This is a genomic window from Alcaligenes faecalis (assembly GCF_009497775.1).
In the GTDB taxonomy this organism is placed as follows: domain Bacteria; phylum Pseudomonadota; class Gammaproteobacteria; order Burkholderiales; family Burkholderiaceae_B; genus Alcaligenes; species Alcaligenes faecalis_D.
The window spans coordinates 3,920,359-3,935,014 of the sequence record NZ_CP031012.1 but is presented as its reverse complement, the minus strand read 5'-3'; the positions used below and the strand labels follow the sequence as shown (position 1 = coordinate 3,935,014).

Annotated in this window: 14 protein-coding genes; 3 read left to right on the top strand and 11 right to left on the bottom strand. The window is 58.3% G+C overall.

Features of this window, described 5'->3' with window-relative positions:
* Positions 1–249 precede the first annotated feature (249 nt).
* Both DUD43_RS18030 and DUD43_RS18025 read right to left on the bottom strand, forming a co-directional pair.
* Positions 250–2,301 carry a TonB-dependent copper receptor gene (locus tag DUD43_RS18030; protein WP_153231366.1) on the bottom strand — a complete coding sequence of 684 codons (2,052 nt, stop codon included), beginning with the start codon at positions 2,299–2,301 and terminating at the stop codon, positions 250–252.
* A gap of 98 nt (positions 2,302–2,399) precedes the next feature.
* Positions 2,400–2,837: a DUF2946 family protein gene (locus tag DUD43_RS18025; RefSeq protein ID WP_153231365.1), complete on the bottom strand. Its 438-nt coding sequence runs from the start codon at positions 2,835–2,837 to the stop codon at positions 2,400–2,402.
* Positions 2,838–3,120: 283 nt separating this feature from the next.
* Here DUD43_RS18025 and DUD43_RS18020 point away from each other — a divergent pair, with 283 nt between their 5' ends.
* Positions 3,121–5,745: a cation:proton antiporter gene (locus DUD43_RS18020; RefSeq protein ID WP_153231364.1), complete on the top strand. Its 2,625-nt coding sequence runs from the start codon at positions 3,121–3,123 to the stop codon at positions 5,743–5,745.
* Between the two features lie 45 nt (positions 5,746–5,790).
* On the opposite strand, the gene cyoE is transcribed toward DUD43_RS18020, so the two are convergent.
* The 4 genes from cyoE to DUD43_RS18000 are packed head-to-tail and all read right to left on the bottom strand — an operon-like array spanning position 5,791 to position 9,114.
* The gene (gene cyoE, locus DUD43_RS18015) at positions 5,791–6,684 is read right to left on the bottom strand and encodes a heme o synthase (RefSeq protein WP_042485530.1); all 894 of its coding nucleotides are present in this window, start codon (positions 6,682–6,684) and stop codon (positions 5,791–5,793) included.
* Positions 6,623–7,696 (bottom strand): COX15/CtaA family protein, encoded by a 1,074-nt coding sequence (locus DUD43_RS18010; RefSeq protein WP_153231363.1) that lies wholly within the window; start codon positions 7,694–7,696, stop codon positions 6,623–6,625. The genes cyoE and DUD43_RS18010 overlap by 62 nt, the downstream gene beginning before the upstream one ends.
* A gap of 4 nt (positions 7,697–7,700) precedes the next feature.
* The gene (locus DUD43_RS18005; RefSeq protein WP_194273527.1) at positions 7,701–8,294 is read right to left on the bottom strand and encodes a hypothetical protein; all 594 of its coding nucleotides are present in this window, start codon (positions 8,292–8,294) and stop codon (positions 7,701–7,703) included.
* 37 nt (positions 8,295–8,331) lie between these two features.
* Positions 8,332–9,114, bottom strand: coding sequence for an SURF1 family protein (locus DUD43_RS18000; RefSeq protein WP_153231361.1), 783 nt, complete (start codon positions 9,112–9,114; stop codon positions 8,332–8,334).
* A 28-nt stretch (positions 9,115–9,142) separates the two neighbouring features.
* Here DUD43_RS18000 and DUD43_RS17995 point away from each other — a divergent pair, with 28 nt between their 5' ends.
* A complete protein-coding gene (locus DUD43_RS17995) occupies positions 9,143–9,349 on the top strand; it encodes a twin transmembrane helix small protein (protein ID WP_042485541.1) in 207 nt (68 codons plus the stop codon).
* Positions 9,350–9,393: 44 nt separating this feature from the next.
* On the opposite strand, the gene DUD43_RS17990 is transcribed toward DUD43_RS17995, so the two are convergent.
* The 5 genes from DUD43_RS17990 to coxB form a co-directional block, all read right to left on the bottom strand.
* Positions 9,394–10,269, bottom strand: a complete 876-nt coding sequence (locus tag DUD43_RS17990; RefSeq protein ID WP_153231360.1) for a cytochrome c oxidase subunit 3 — start codon at positions 10,267–10,269, stop codon at positions 9,394–9,396.
* A gap of 50 nt (positions 10,270–10,319) precedes the next feature.
* Positions 10,320–10,544 (bottom strand): DUF2970 domain-containing protein, encoded by a 225-nt coding sequence (locus DUD43_RS17985; RefSeq protein WP_153231359.1) that lies wholly within the window; start codon positions 10,542–10,544, stop codon positions 10,320–10,322.
* A 1-nt stretch (position 10,545) separates the two neighbouring features.
* Positions 10,546–10,659 (bottom strand): cytochrome oxidase small assembly protein, encoded by a 114-nt coding sequence (locus tag DUD43_RS19295; RefSeq protein ID WP_009457495.1) that lies wholly within the window; start codon positions 10,657–10,659, stop codon positions 10,546–10,548.
* 17 nt (positions 10,660–10,676) lie between these two features.
* Positions 10,677–12,284, bottom strand: coding sequence for a cytochrome c oxidase subunit I (ctaD, locus tag DUD43_RS17980; protein WP_153231358.1), 1,608 nt, complete (start codon positions 12,282–12,284; stop codon positions 10,677–10,679).
* A 75-nt stretch (positions 12,285–12,359) separates the two neighbouring features.
* Positions 12,360–13,520 carry a cytochrome c oxidase subunit II gene (gene coxB / locus DUD43_RS17975; RefSeq protein WP_153231357.1) on the bottom strand — a complete coding sequence of 387 codons (1,161 nt, stop codon included), beginning with the start codon at positions 13,518–13,520 and terminating at the stop codon, positions 12,360–12,362.
* Between the two features lie 275 nt (positions 13,521–13,795).
* Here coxB and DUD43_RS17970 point away from each other — a divergent pair, with 275 nt between their 5' ends.
* Complete coding sequence (locus tag DUD43_RS17970) at positions 13,796–14,623, top strand: NUDIX hydrolase (RefSeq protein ID WP_153231356.1); 828 nt, start codon at positions 13,796–13,798, stop codon at positions 14,621–14,623.
* The last annotated feature ends 33 nt before the right edge of the window (positions 14,624–14,656 follow it).

Below are 14,656 nucleotides of genomic sequence, written 5' to 3'. Positions count from 1 at the left end.
CGTTTTAAAGAGTTACAACTTTTCGGGGAATCCGAAGAACTTAAGCTGATCTTCGCGGACTAAACAATACATTTGCTGATTTTTGCCACCTATGCAATTCGGCATTTGCGCATCCGCTTCGGCTTCTCCTCTTCCCCTCCCTTTTGAAGCGGATGTTTACGGGACACCAGCTAGGTGTCCCTTTTTTTTTGTCCTGATTTTTCAGCTGTTTTGCCTGCCGAGTCAGCCCGGCCCGGCAGGCAAAAACGATCAGAAGGTCAAAGCGGCACGTAGCCAGACGGTGCGGCCAGGGTCATTAAAGCGGCTTGCTGCGCCAAAACCAAAACCACTGTTCCCGGCCAGATTTAGGTGTTCGCCGTAAGTCTTGTCGAACACATTATCCACACCGGCTGTCAGAGACAGATTGCGGTTGATCTTGTAGCCGCCATACAGCGACAGGGTGCTAAAACCACCCGTAGGCCCGAAGTCGTAACCCACCACATTACCTTGTCCCTGCGAATAGCGATTTTGCTTGGCCACAATGCGCCAGACACCGCCTGCGGACCAGGGGCCTTGCACATAATCCGCCGTCAAACGCACATCCAGCGGGGGCATTTGCGGCAGGGCGCGGCCATCAGTACTGTTGCGGCCCCAGGCATAGGCCAGGCTGCCGCCCAAAGTCCAGTTAGGAGTCGCTTTCCAGTCCGCACCCAACTCGCCACCCATGATGCGGGCCTTGACGTTTCTGGCCTGGGTTTTCATGCCCATCATGCCGCCGGGCAGGTAGTCGAACAGGATGTAGTCCTGAATCTGGCCAATATAGGCGGAGGCCCAGGCCGATACCGTTTCATCCTTGTACTGGGCACCAAAATCCAGCTGTGTGGTTTTTTCAGGTTGAATGCCCAGGAAGGCACTGGCGCTGCCTTGCGGGCCACTGGCCGGGGAAATCAGCTCCCAGTAATCCGGCATGCGCTGCACATGGCCAATACCGGCGTACAGGCTCAAGGGCAGGGAATCCAGATCATGTTCGATACGCAAGAAGCCACTGGGCAGGGTTTCTCTACGACGCTCGTTTGCACCGGGGTTAGGCTTGCTCATCATGCCGCTGCCCAGGCTGGGGCGCAGGTCACGGGCGCTGGCCCAATCCACACGTGCACCACCAATCAAACGGCTGGCGTCGTTCAGATCCCAACGGGCTTCGGTGAACAGGCCAATATTGTCGAACTCGGCATCTTTCACCCAATCCTGATCGCGGTAATCCTGCATGCCCATACCGCTGCGTTTGCGATGGCGGCTGCGCATCAAATCAGCACCCGTGGTTAGGGTCAGGTCTTCGCTCAAGGCCCAGTCCATGCTGAGACGGCCGCCCCAGGTCAGGCGGTCCACATTGGAGGCCATAGGCATGGACATGCCACCACCCGGTTTGAAGGTGCGCAGCCCGTAGTTGTCCATAACGTGATCGGCGTAGTTGTAATACAGCTGGGCCTCCACATTGCGCAGCACGCCTTCGTGCATGTCTTTCTTGAAACGCAGACCCAGAGTTTCACGCTTGAATTTCGTACCATCCATGCCACGACCGGCATAGCGGGCATAGCCGTCACCCGTACCCGCGCTTAACTCCAGCAAGGTATCGGCATCCGGAGTCAGGCCAATGGCAACGTCCGTATTCCACTTTTTCCAGCGCGAGGGTACTCGCTCACCATCCCCGTCCTTGTAGTCCTGAGCACGATCTTGATTGGCGGTCAGGCGGGCATAGTAAGAGGCGTTGCCTGCAGCAAAGTCCACATTGCCTGCGTGACGGCCAGCCGAGCCGCCCAGAATACTGGCGTCCAGCGTGGCATCGTTTTCGGTAAAGCCGGGCGCTTTGCGCTCGAAACGTATCGTCCCGGCAGAAGCCCCTGGGCCCCAGCGCACGCTTTGTGGACCTTTGATGATGGTCAGTTCATCAAAAGACTGGGGCGAAATGTAGGAGGTCGGCGCATCCATGCGCGACGGGCAGGCACCGGGCATGGAGCTGCCATTGGTCAGTATGTTCAGGCGCGAGCCAAACATGCCGCGCAGTACCGGGTCCCCGTTGCTACCGCCATTACGAATGGCGGCAAAGCCAGGAATGGTTTTCAAGTAATCCGTGCCGTCGCTGGCCGGCAAGGGCAGGCGGGGCAGTTTGGGGTTGGTGCTGAACTGCAAAGGGGATTCTGGAGCTACCCCGGTCACCACAATGGGGCTCAGTTGTTCAATAACGGTGGATTGGGCCAGGGCAATGGAGGGCACGCAGGCCAGCACACCGGCGCTGATCAGGCCGGGGTTTATTAATTTCTTCATGACTAAATTCCGAAGAGCAGCCGTCGTCCAGCGGCAAACCCGCTTGGGCGATAGCAACAAAGGAGAAAAGGCGTAGCGGCAGGGCCGAACGCGGGGAATCAGGCAGGAAGAAGAGAGGGCGGGGCGCGCTGCCCCACAGGCGGGCCGCGAATAAAGGCCTGCGCCAGGGCGGGGCTAAGAGGAGGAAGCAGGAAGGGCCGGAAATGACCCAGGCTCAAGGGCGGGACGACTGCAACAGGAGCAGGCGTTAGCGCTGCTTGCAGCATGACAAAGAAGGGACAGGTCGCGCTGGTGGTGGCCTCGTTCGAATGGGTGCTGTTGTCCTCGCCTAACAAGGCCGCCCAGTGCTGAATCATTTCAGGGGGCAGGCTTTGTCCTGAAGGCAGACAGAAGGCCAGTGCATAACCCTGATCGGTCTGCTTGGGCATATAGCCCGCTGGCACGATTCCGCGCAGCACCACCGCCAGCAACAACAAGCACAGGCCCAGACGATGGGGCCAGTGAGTCGCTGCGAAGAAGGTGCGCGGGAAATTCATGATGCGAAAGTATAACCAGTTATGTCAGAGGCGAATTTGCGCTGGCGCAGATTTTGGCTTGCCGCCGTATCACCGTCTCTTTGTGTTTCCGAATGCGGGCCCGGAGGCCAAAAAACGTAAATTTTGCGAGAAAAAGATAATTCGGCGGCTGTGAGTCCGGAAAAAGGCGCTATTCTGATTCATGCGGAAAGCGGGGGGATTTTCCGTGCCGATCTGGCCTGCCCATGCCTGAATGCGTATGCACATGCCGATCGACTCAATGCCGATGACAAAGGATGTCGCGATGCAGATTGGGCAGTTTGTTTTTGGATTGGCAGGCCTGTTAGGGCTGGTTGCCTTTATGCCGCCTTTGGCTGGACGCTTGCGACTGCCGTACTCCGTACTTCTGGCCTTGATCGGCTTTGCTCTGGGTGTCTTGCTGCATCTGCATGCCTGGGCCCCCAAGATGGTGTCGGACTTCCTGAATACCTTGCAGGCTTTCGACATCTCCTCCGAGACTTTCCTCTACGCTTTCCTGCCTATCCTGCTGTTCGAGACGTCGCTGGCCATGAACTTGCGCCGCCTGCTCGACGATATAGGCGCCATCCTGATGATGGCCATCGTGGCGGTGGTGGTCTGTACCTTTGCCGTGGGCTACGCCCTGAACGCCGCTTCTTCCTATGGACTGGTGGTCTGTCTGATGCTGGGCGCGATTGTGGCCACCACAGACCCAGTAGCCGTGGTGGGCATCTTCCGTGAAGTGGGCGCACCCAAACGCTTGTCCACGCTGGTGGAAGGCGAAGCCTTGTTCAACGACGCCGCGTCGATCGCCTTGTACTCGGTGCTGCTGGCCGTGCTGACGGGTGGTGGCGAATTAAGCGGCAGCACCGTGCTGGGCAGCTTCCTGTTCAGCTTCTTGGGCGGTGGTGTGGCAGGCTTCCTGATGGGGCGTCTGGCCAGTGGCATGTTCGTGCTCTTGCGCGGTTGGCCTGCTGCTGAAGTCACGCTGACCATCGCCTTGGCATACCTGGCCTTTTTTGTGTCCGAACACTATCTGGGTGTATCCGGTGTGGTCGCCACGGTTATTTCCGGTTTGGTGGTGGGCTCCACAGGGCGTACCCGCATGTCACCCGCGACCTTCGAGTTGCTTAGCAGCTCCTGGACCCAGATGGGCTTTCTGGCCAACTCCCTGATCTTCTTGTTTGCCGCCATGCTGATTCCGCGTCTGATGGCCGAAATCACCTGGATGCAGATTGGCCTGGTGGCCTTGCTGTTCGTGGTGACCTTGCTGGCGCGGGCCGTCATGGTGTTTGCGGTGCTGCCTTTGCTGGGGCGTACCCGCTTTGGCACCCGAGTCAGTCGCCCCTATCGGGTGGTGATTCTGTGGGGTGGCCTGCGCGGCGCAGTTTCTCTGGCACTGGCCCTGGCCGTTACGGAACAGCACGCCATTCCGCATGATGTGCGCCAGTTCATCGGTGTGGCGACGACGGGCTTTGTGCTGCTGACCTTGTTTGTGAACGGGATCAGTTTGCGGCCCTTGATTCGTCGTTTGGGCCTGAACCAGCTGACACCGCTGGAACGGCATTTGCGCGATCAGGCGGTGAGTCTGGCCCTGGAAGAGCTGCGCGACAAGACCGAGGAACTGGGTCGGCAAGAGCAGATCAAGCCCCAAGTTATCGAGCGCCTGTGTACGGTTTTTGATGCCAGTCAGGCTGGTGTGGCATCCGGCCAGATTCAAAGTTTGACCGAAGCACAGAAGGTGAAAATGGGCATGGCGATTCTGTCGGCCCGCGAGGTGGAGCTGTTTTACGAGCTGCTGAAATCGCAGATTGTGGATTGGAAAACCGCCGAGTCCTTGTTGAGCCGGGCCGAACGCATGAACGATACGGTGCGTCTGGCTGGCTTGGCTGGTTTTGAGGCCGCCATTGCCAATGATCTGCGCTATTCCCGAGGTTTCCGCTCCGCTTTGCGCTTGCACTATCTGTTTGGCTTCCAAGGTTGGCTGGTGCGGGAACTGGACAAGCGTTTTTCGAACCTGATCGCCAAGCGCTCTGTGGCCCAGCGCCTGATACGTTTTGCCGAAACCGAACTGGCTCCCTTATTGGGCAAACAGGCTACAGGCACAATCGTGCAAGCTCATAAACTGCGCTTGTCTCAGCTGGAAGATGCCTTGCACTCCCTGACGCTGCAGTACCCGGTGTTTGCGCAGTGGCTGCAAGAGTCTTATCTGGCACGGGTGGCGGCAGCGCAAGAGCGGGCCCACTATCGCACCATGCTGTCGCACTCCCTGATTACCAGCGAGATGTACGCGGATCTGGTCAAACAGATTACGCAGCGTTGGCGCTATCTGGACGAGCGTCCCACTCTGGACATGACCATGAGCGCCATGGAGCTGATTGCCCAAGTGCCCATGTTCGATGGCATCTCCGAGCAAGCCAAGAAAGACCTGGCAAGGCGCTTGCGTCCGCGTCTGGCTCTGCCAGATCAGAAAATTCATCTACGCTATGGCGGTATGCGAGTCATGTTCTTCGTTGCTTCCGGAGCATTGGAACTGACCTTACCCGATGGTAGTCTGGTGGAACTGGGAACCGGCCAGACCATTGGCGAAGTGAATGTCATGGAGCACAGCGACCATGCCGGTGAAGTGCGCTCCCTGGGCTATAGCCGCCTGCTGATGCTGACCGAACGCGACTTCGATACCTTGCGTGGCAAAGATCCCAGCTTCAGTGAAAAAATCGAAGCCGTTGTGCGCCAACGCCAGCGGGCTTACCAGGTCTGGCAGGAGTTCGAGTCCGGCCAACGCCAGCACGAAGAACTGCCACCGCTGTTTGGTTTGGCTCATGCTTTGAGTGAAGCTGAAAATTTTGTAGGCCCGCCCTTGCCACCCAAGCTGGTGCCACAGGCAGAGCCTTCCGAGGCGCAGGCATAAAAAAAAGCGAGCCAATTCCGGCTCGCTTTTTTTATGCAGGTTCAATCAGATCAAGCGTACCCAATGATCCAGCAGCAGCGCCCCAAACAGAACCGCCAGATAAATAATGGAAAAGCGGAACAGCTTGCGGGACAGCTCGTCGCTGTAGTTGCGGTGCAGTTGATGGGCGTATTGAATGAAGCGCGCGCCCAGCAAGATCGCAGCCACCAGATACAGCACACCACTCATGCGGATAATGAAAGGCAGCAGGCTGGAGGCCATCAGGATGTAGCTGTAGAGCAGCACATGCAGTGTTGTAAAGGTCTTGCCGTGGGTGACGGGCAGCATGGGTAGGCCGGAGCGCTGGTAATCGTGTTGGCGGTAGAGCGCCAATGCCCAGAAGTGCGGGGGCGTCCAGATGAAGATGATCAGCACCAGCAGCCAGGCTTCAGCCGGTACAGCGTTGGCGATGGCAGCCCAGCCCAAAGCAGGGGGCATGGCACCGGACAAACCGCCGATCACGATGTTCTGTGGGGTCAGGGGTTTGAGGATCACGGTATAGATCACCGCGTAGCCAATGAAGGTGGCCAAGGTCAGCCACATGGTCAGCGGATTCACCCAGTAATACAGCACCAGCATGCCCATGCCGCCCAGCAAGCCGGACATGGCCAGTACTTGAGGTGGGGTAATGGTGCCGCGTGCCGTACCGCGCCGGGCGGTGCGCAACATGCGGGCATCAATCTGGCTTTCGATCAGGCAGTTGATGGCAAAGGCGGCAGCCGCCAGCATCCATATGCCTAACGTACCTGCGACCACGGTGCCCGGATCGGGCAGGCCGGGAGCAGCCAGAAACATGCCGATAACGGCACAGAAAACAGCCAGCTGGGTGACTCTTGGTTTAGTCAGTACCAGATACTGGCGCAGGAGCGAGGCGGGAGCCAGGGTAGCGGTGTTTGTCATACTGTATTCCTTGGGGGACAGTCGACTTGCGGGAAAGCCGTACCAACAGGGTGACGCAGCATAAAACGAGACCGGCAGCTCCCCCATTATGCAGGACGGCAATCAAAAGAGGCCATTGGAAAAAGATCGTGGTTAACCCCGTGATGAGTTGGGCCAGCAGCAGCAAAAGGACCAGCGTTGCGGGGCGACGCAAGACGGGATCGGCGCGTAATTTCCACGCAACGGAACCCAGAACCAGAAACACCAGAAAGGCCATATTGCGATGGACCCAATGGATGGCGGTCAGCGCGGCCTGGGAAATCATTTCACCGGAAGGTAGCTCGCCCAGCGCGCGGAACAGCGAGAATCCGCCGTGCAGATCCATCTCGGGTATCCATTGGCCGTGGCACTGCGGGAAGTCCATGCAGGCCAGCGCAGCGTAGTTGGTGCTGACCCAGCCACCCAAACCAATCTGAATGGTCAGCAGGAGAAATGCGCCGATCAACCAGGGTCGCCAGCGGCGGGTTACTGGAGACACAGGCGGGCCGGGGTTCTCGCGTACGGCCAGCCAGGTCATCAAGGCCAGTACGCTCATGCCGCCCAGCAAGTGGGTGGTGACGATAATGGGCATCAGCTTGTGGGTCACGGTCCAGGCGCCAAAGGCTCCTTGCACGCACACCGCCAGCAAGGTGAACAGAGCCAGCCGAGCCGAATGTCCCAGCGTATGGCGGTGCCGCCAGGCCATCCAGACAATGGCAATAATCAGCATGCCCAGGGCCGCGCCTACGTAGCGGTGGATCATTTCAATCCAGGCCTTGCCCCAGCTGACCGGGCCATAGGGCATGGCCTGATAGGCTTGTTCGATATGTGCGCCCGCACCCAGCGGCGTGAGCTTGCCATAGCAACCGGGCCAGTCCGGGCAGCCCAGCCCTGAATCTGTCAGGCGTACAAAAGCGCCAAACATGATCAGGTCCAAAGTCAGGAACCAGGTCAGGTAAACCAGCTTGCGGTAGCGTTGGCGGATATCGGCCATAAACTTATCCGATGCGTGAATTGTTCAGCAGTTTGCGTATGTCGGTGCGAACCTTGAGCGGGTCGGCATCGCCGGGAAACAGCATCATCAAATTGCCATTGGGGTCGATGATCCACATGCCATTTTTGACGGCTTGTTCGGGGGCCTTGCCAGCAGCGTCAGGAGTCAGAAATTCGGCCAGCTGGCGCGGATCGGCGCGCAGCATATGCGTACCTTGATAGGCCTCCAGAATTTGCTCGGTTGGTTGGCCCTGGTCGGTCACAAACCAGACACGGGCCAGGCGATCCACGTTCTTGCCTTGGCTGGCGTGGGAGTTGCGCAGGATGAACAGCTTGCGCACGCAGCTTTCGGGGCAGGCGCTTTCATCGGCGCTGAGCAGTACCCAGCGACCGCGCAGCGATTGCAGATCAAAGGCCTCGCCTTGCAAATTGCGCAGGGGCAGGGCGGCGGGTTCAGGCACGCTGCGCTGGGGCTCAATCAATTGACCGTAGGCATTGCTCTCGTCTGGCCGCAGTCCCAATGAAGGCATGTAGTAGGCGGCCAGTGCAAACAGCACGGGCGCCAGACTGATCGCCAGCAGCAGATACAGCGGGGCCATGGAACGCGGGCGGGCAGGGGTTTGAGTCGTGTCCACGTCAGGTTTTCCTTGTAGGGGCAGAGTTGGGCCTGGAGCGTCGCAGCCATTTCCACGCTACACCGATCCAGGCACACAGGGCAATCAGGGCAAAACCGAACCATTGCAGTGCGTAGCCACGGTTCTTTTCAAAGTCGATATTCGGGTCGGGCCAGTTGGTTTGCAGTTCCGAGGCAGGAGCGGTCTGGGCCAGTACGCGCGGCAATACGGGCAGATCAATGCGGCTGCGCAGATCTTCCAGGGCCAGGTTCTGCACGACAGGGGGCGTGCCCGAAGGACCGGGCAAGTGCTCGGGCAAGGGACTGCTGCCCAGCTCAAACAGACGCGGTACGCGTTCCATCAACTCGCCGGAAATGGTTTCGGAGCCGGAAGGTGCAGCCGGAACGCTAGGGGTTTGCCCCGGTACGCGAGCCAGCCAACCACGTAGCACAAGCAGGCTGGAGCCCGCCAAATCGCCCTCATCCAGCACAAATGGGGTGGCAATCCAGTAGCCCGGCTTACCTTTGAAATTGCGATTATCCAGGAGTACAGTTAACTCACTGCGCCAGGAGCCGTGCACCGCGACAGACTGCCACAAGGCACCTTTATCCAGGCTGGCCTGGGAATCAATGTGAAGGGGAGCTTGTTGGCGGCCTTGTTCTATTTGTTGCGCCAAGCTTTGACGTTCCTGTGCGCGGCTCAGTTGCCAGCGCCCCAGGCTAATGAACAGCAGCATCAGCAAACCCAGACAAACCAGGGCAAGCAGGGATCGAGTCGAAGAAGAACGAGGATTGTTGCTGGACATCAATTCAACCTGAAGCGGGGGATACGTAATGCGTGTGCTAGTCCTGATCGTGTTTCTGGGGATTATTGTTTCGCTGGGTTCGGCCCTGGTGTATTTGATGCGGGACCGGGGTAATTCCAATCGCATGGCCTATGCTCTGACCTGGCGAGTGGGCTTGTCCGTGGCCCTGTTCCTGTTTGTGTTGCTGGCCCATTACCTGGGTTGGATTGAAAGCACCGGAGTGCCCTTGGCTTGAAGTAAAAATCCAGGCCCGCAGAAACGGGCCTGGAGCATGAATCACTAGAACCAGTACACGTACAGATACAAGCCCAGCCACACCACGTCCACAAAGTGCCAGTACCAGGCGGCACCTTCAAAACCAAAGTGGTGTTCGGCGGTAAAGTGCCCGCGCATCAGCCGTATCAGCATTACCGTCAGCATGGTGGCGCCGATAATCACGTGAAAGCCGTGAAAGCCCGTCAACATATAGAACAAGGCCCCGTATGCGCCAGAGGTGAACTTCAGGTTCAGTTCGGCGTAGGCGTGCATGTATTCGTAGGCTTGGCAGGCCACAAAGGCGAAGCCCAGCGCAACCGTCATGAACAGCCAGAAGATCGCGCCGCCACGCTTGCTGGCACGCAAGGCGTGGTGAGCAATGGTCAGGGTGACGCCCGAGGTCAGCAGCAAGGCCGTGTTGATCGTAGGCAGCCACAGTGGTCCTACGGTCTGGAATGGGGCGACAGTGCCAGCAGGGCCCTGATTAGGCCAGGTGCCAGTGAAGTCGGGCCAGAGCAGAGCACGGTGATCCAGGTCGCTTAACAGCGGCGTGGCAATTTCGCGGGTGTACCAAAGTGCCCCGAAAAAGGCCGCAAAAAACATCACTTCGGAGAAGATGAACCAGGACATGCTCCAGCGATAGGAGACGTCTACGCGTGTGCTGTTCAGGCCGGTTTCGGATTCGCGCACGGCGTCGCTGAACCAGAAGAACAGGACCAGCAAGAAGCTGAGAATCCCGACCAGAAACACCCAGAAGCCGCCCGGCCAGTTATTGATCCAGGTAGCCGCACCCAGCAGCGTCAGGCACAGGGAAAGGCTGGCGCGTACCGGGTGCCCCGACAAGCCGGGGACGTAGTAATACGGCGCCTTGGACGGGTGAGCCGTAGTCTCGACATGCATAGTGTTCTCCTTCGGGTCATGTGCCCTGGGGCGCAGTATCCGGCCAGGGTTCAGCTGGCCTGACCAATGAACCAGCGGGCCACCATAATCAGGCCCACAACGAAAACAACCGTGGCGATCAAGGCGGCAATAATCAGATAGACCGGATTGATCTTGGCAATGTCCTGTTCATGGTCGCTGCCACGACGGACTCCAAAAAAACCCCAGGCAATGGCTTTCAATGTCTGGAAAAAACTGAGCTTGCGCCGTGTGAGGTCCCGAAAATCGTCATCCATATCACTGTCCTAAAAATTGACTGCCTTTCAGAAAGGTCCAGGCCATGACGGCGATGACGAACACGGCCAGGAGCAATCCCAGACGGCGGTTGCGACGGCGTTGTTCGGGGGTCATACGGCGTTCCTCCAGTGTTACTTGACGACAGGGGGTATTTCAAATGTGTGGTGCGGGGCGGGCGAGGGCACGGTCCATTCCAGTCCTTCTGCACCTTCCCAGGGCTTGGCACTGGCCACTTCACCCTTGCCACGTGCTGCCTGGATCACGATGTAGATCAGCAGCAGTTGCGACAGGCCGAACCAGAAGGCGCCAATGGTGGCAATCTGGTGGAAGTCCGTGAACTGACCGGCGTAGTCCACATAACGACGTGGCATGCCCGCCAGACCCAGAAAGTGCATGGGGAAGAAGGTCACGTTGAACGAGATCATGGTGGACCAGAAGTGGATCTTGCCCAGACGCTCGTTGTACATGCGGCCCGTCCACTTGGGCAGCCAGTAGTAGGCACCGCCAAACAGGGCGAACAAGGAACCGGCCACCAGCACATAGTGGAAGTGAGCCACCACGTAATAGGTGTCGTGTACCGCAATATCAATCGGGGCCACGGCCAGAATCAGGCCGGTAAAGCCGCCAATCGTGAACACAAAGATAAAGCCGATGGAAAACAGCATGGGCGTTTCAAAGGACAGCGAACCGCGCCACATGGTAGCCACCCAGTTGAAGATCTTCACCCCGGTCGGAATGGAAATCAGCATGGTGGCGTACATGAAATACAGCTGCCCCGTTACTGGCATCCCGGTGGAGAACATGTGGTGGGCCCACACCAGGAAGGACAGAATCGCGATGGCGGCGGTTGCGTACACCATCGAGGCATAGCCAAACAGGGCTTTGCGTGAGAAGGCAGGCACGATGGCAGAAACAATGCCAAAGGCCGGCAAGATCATGATGTAGACCTCGGGGTGACCAAAGAACCAGAAGATGTGCTGGTACAGAACCGGATCACCACCCCCGGCAGCGTTAAAGAAGTGGGTGCCAAAGTGACGGTCCGTCAGCAGCATGGTGACGGCAGCGGCCAGCACGGGCATCACGGCAATCAGCAGGTAAGCGGTAATCAGCCAGGTCCAGCAAAACAGCGGCATTTTCATCAGCGTCATGCCGGGGGCGCGCATATTCAATACCGTCACCACAATATTGATGGCCCCCATGATGGAGGACGCGCCCAGAATGTGGACCGCAAAAATCGTGAAGTCCATGCCCGGTCCCATCTGCAAGGACAGCGGGGCGTACATGGTCCAGCCACCGGCAGGTGCGCCGCCAGGCACAAAGAAGGACGCGGTAAACAGAATCGCGCCCACGGGCAGCAGCCAGAAGCTGAAGTTGTTCATGCGGGCAAAGGCCATGTCCGATGCGCCAATCTGCAGCGGAATCATCCAGTTGGCAAAGCCCACAAAGGCCGGCATGATCGCGCCGAAAATCATGATCAGGCCGTGCATGGTGGTGAACTGGTTAAACAGCTCGGGCCGGAAAAACTGCAGGCCCGGCTGGAACAGTTCGGTACGCAGCAGCAAAGCCAGCACGCCGCCCTCCAGCAACATCACAAAGGAGAAGATCAGGTACATGGTCCCGATATCTTTGTGATTGGTGGCGAACAACCAGCGACGCCAGCCGCTAGGGGTGGCATGGGCATGATGGTGATCATCATGTCCGCTCGGGTTCGCTACATGGTCGACGGTGACGCTACTCATGCTTGACTCCTTGCTGCACTCCCCCTGGCCGTAGTCAGGGATAGATTGATAGTGTGATAGGCGGCGAGCGCAGACTTAGCGCTGTTCCTTGACGTCGGCGGGCATCACGACAGGGTCAGGCCCTTTGCCAGCGTTGCCCCAGGCGTTGCGTGTGTAGGTAATGACCGCGGCAATCTGCACATCTGTCAGCTGATTGCGGAAGGCGGCCATCGCGGTGCCAGGGTGACCATTCAACACCGTGTCGATCTGGCCTTTCTTGGGGGCGAGCACAAATTTCGTATCGCCATCCAGAGCGGGGAAGGTGCCGGGCATGCCTTTGCCGTTGGCCTGGTGGCAAGCCACGCAGTTCTGCGCAAAGATCTGTTTGCCGCGCTCGGTCAACTCGTCCTTGGTCCACTCTTTATTGGGATCGTCGGCCTGGGCAGTCAGCAGATCGTTCTGCTCTTTGGCCCACTTGTCGTAGTCATCTTGCGCCATCACTTGCACCACGATGGGCATGTAGGCATGGTCCTTGCCGCACAGCTCGGCACACTGGCCGCGGTAGGTGCCGACCTTGTCCGCACGGAACCAGGTATCGCGCAAAAAGCCAGGGATGGCATCTTGCTTGACGCCAAACTCGGGCACCATCCAGGAGTGGATGACATCCTCGGCAGTCAGCATGACGCGAACTTTCTTGTTAACCGGCACTACCAGTGGCTTGTCCACTTCCATCAGGTAGTTCGGGCCGATGGGTTCGCGGCCTTCGATCTGGGCGCGAGGGGTGGACAGGTTGGACAGGAATTTCACGCCGGTGGCCGGGCCGTCCAGATACTCGTAGCCCCATTTCCACTGATAACCCGTGACCTTGACGGTCAGGTCGGCGCTGCTGGTGTCCTTCATGGCCACCACGGTTTTGGTGGCGGGCAAGGCCATGCCGATCACGATCAGGAAAGGGATGATGGTCCAGGCTACTTCCACACCCAGGTGTTCGTGAAAGCGCGCGGCAATCGCGCCCCTGGACTTGCGGTGCCGGATGATGGAATAGAACATCACGCCGAACACGCCAATAAAGATGATGGTACAGATGATCAGCATCATCCAATGCAGCCAGGCAATGTCCTGGGCGATGGGGGTAACCCCGTTATGCAAATTGAGCTGATTGACACGGGGACCACCCTCCATGTGGGTGATCTGAGCCAGGCTTGGCCCTGCCGTCGAACAGGCGGTCAGAGCAAATAAACTTCTCCACATCTTCATTGTTGTCCCTCTTTTGGTGTTGCCATGCCAAACCGGGGTTCGGCTGCGTCAACGCTCCGAAAAATCCAACGCTGGAAGAAACTGCTGTGTTGCAGTGGCGGGCTTGTTGCAGCTAAGTGCTGGTCCGCTCGAAGTTTTTAGTAGCTTATCTGTTCACGGAAATTATATAGAACTTGCTTTAGCCTTCAAGGGCAGGGTATGTCCCTAGAAGACAAGGTTGGACTAAACGCTACAAAAGCCGTAATGGGGCAAGGCTTGAATTACAATCGCCGACTATGACTTTGTTCCAGAACCGATCACTTACTCAGGCCCTGCGTCAGCGCATGGCCAGCTTGACCAGTCAGCTGCAACAATTGCCCCCGCCGGGCAGCCGTCCTGTCACTGTTGATGGGCGCGTTGCCGGATGGATCACCCCCAAGGCCGCTCGTTGTATCGAGCCTTTGCCTGGGGTCTCGATTGAAGAAGATGTCTTGCGTCTGAGCGAATGCCCCAGCCAGGAATTGAGCTTGGCTCAGGTCCTGGATCAGGTCGCCCTGCGTTTGCAGGAAGGCGGTTGCATTCGGGCCTGGCGTGACGAGTTGCTGGACGTGGTCGGCGAAGGGCAATGCCTGTCCCGAATTGAACGTGGTGCGGTGCGGCCTCTGGGTTTTTTGACACAAGCCGTGCATTTGAATGGCTGGTCCACAGATGGCCGTATCTGGGCTGCGCGTCGTTCCCCCACCAAATCGACAGACCCGAATATGTGGGACACGCTGGTCGGTGGACTGGCGGTCAGCGGTGAATCTCTGCATACCTCCCTCATACGCGAAAGTTATGAAGAAGCGGGTTTGGCCGAGTCCGTGCTGGATAACTGCACCCCCTTGCGCGTGTCCTTGCGCATGCACCGTCGCCTGCCGGAAGGCTATCAGGTGGAGAACGCCCTGGTCAGCGATTGCGTGCTGGCCGACGATGTGCGGCCCCGCAATATGGACGGCGAGGTTAGTGAGTTTCGCTTATTGACGCTGGATGAAGCCTGGCAAATGATAGAAGCAGATTTGTTCACCCTGGAAGCGCAAGTGGTGCTGATCGACAGCATCAAGCAGCATCTGGACAAGCTGGCCTGAACCTGGGAGTCACCGGGCAGGCATCAACCCGAT

Coding starts and splice junctions, on each gene's coding strand:
- DUD43_RS17985 (WP_153231359.1), bottom strand. CDS start 10,544: ATGGATGACGATTTTCGGGACCTCACACGGCGCAAGCTCAGTTTTTTC.
- DUD43_RS18020 (WP_153231364.1), top strand. CDS start 3,121: ATGCAGATTGGGCAGTTTGTTTTTGGATTGGCAGGCCTGTTAGGGCTG.
- DUD43_RS18005 (WP_194273527.1), bottom strand. CDS start 8,294: ATGGCCCCGCTGTATCTGCTGCTGGCGATCAGTCTGGCGCCCGTGCTG.
- DUD43_RS18000 (WP_153231361.1), bottom strand. CDS start 9,114: ATGTCCAGCAACAATCCTCGTTCTTCTTCGACTCGATCCCTGCTTGCC.
- DUD43_RS17990 (WP_153231360.1), bottom strand. CDS start 10,269: ATGCATGTCGAGACTACGGCTCACCCGTCCAAGGCGCCGTATTACTAC.
- coxB (WP_153231357.1), bottom strand. CDS start 13,520: ATGAAGATGTGGAGAAGTTTATTTGCTCTGACCGCCTGTTCGACGGCA.
- DUD43_RS17970 (WP_153231356.1), top strand. CDS start 13,796: ATGACTTTGTTCCAGAACCGATCACTTACTCAGGCCCTGCGTCAGCGC.
- cyoE (WP_042485530.1), bottom strand. CDS start 6,684: ATGACAAACACCGCTACCCTGGCTCCCGCCTCGCTCCTGCGCCAGTAT.
- DUD43_RS17995 (WP_042485541.1), top strand. CDS start 9,143: ATGCGTGTGCTAGTCCTGATCGTGTTTCTGGGGATTATTGTTTCGCTG.
- DUD43_RS18030 (WP_153231366.1), bottom strand. CDS start 2,301: ATGAAGAAATTAATAAACCCCGGCCTGATCAGCGCCGGTGTGCTGGCC.
- DUD43_RS19295 (WP_009457495.1), bottom strand. CDS start 10,659: ATGACCCCCGAACAACGCCGTCGCAACCGCCGTCTGGGATTGCTCCTG.
- DUD43_RS18025 (WP_153231365.1), bottom strand. CDS start 2,837: ATGAATTTCCCGCGCACCTTCTTCGCAGCGACTCACTGGCCCCATCGT.
- ctaD (WP_153231358.1), bottom strand. CDS start 12,284: ATGAGTAGCGTCACCGTCGACCATGTAGCGAACCCGAGCGGACATGAT.
- DUD43_RS18010 (WP_153231363.1), bottom strand. CDS start 7,696: ATGGCCGATATCCGCCAACGCTACCGCAAGCTGGTTTACCTGACCTGG.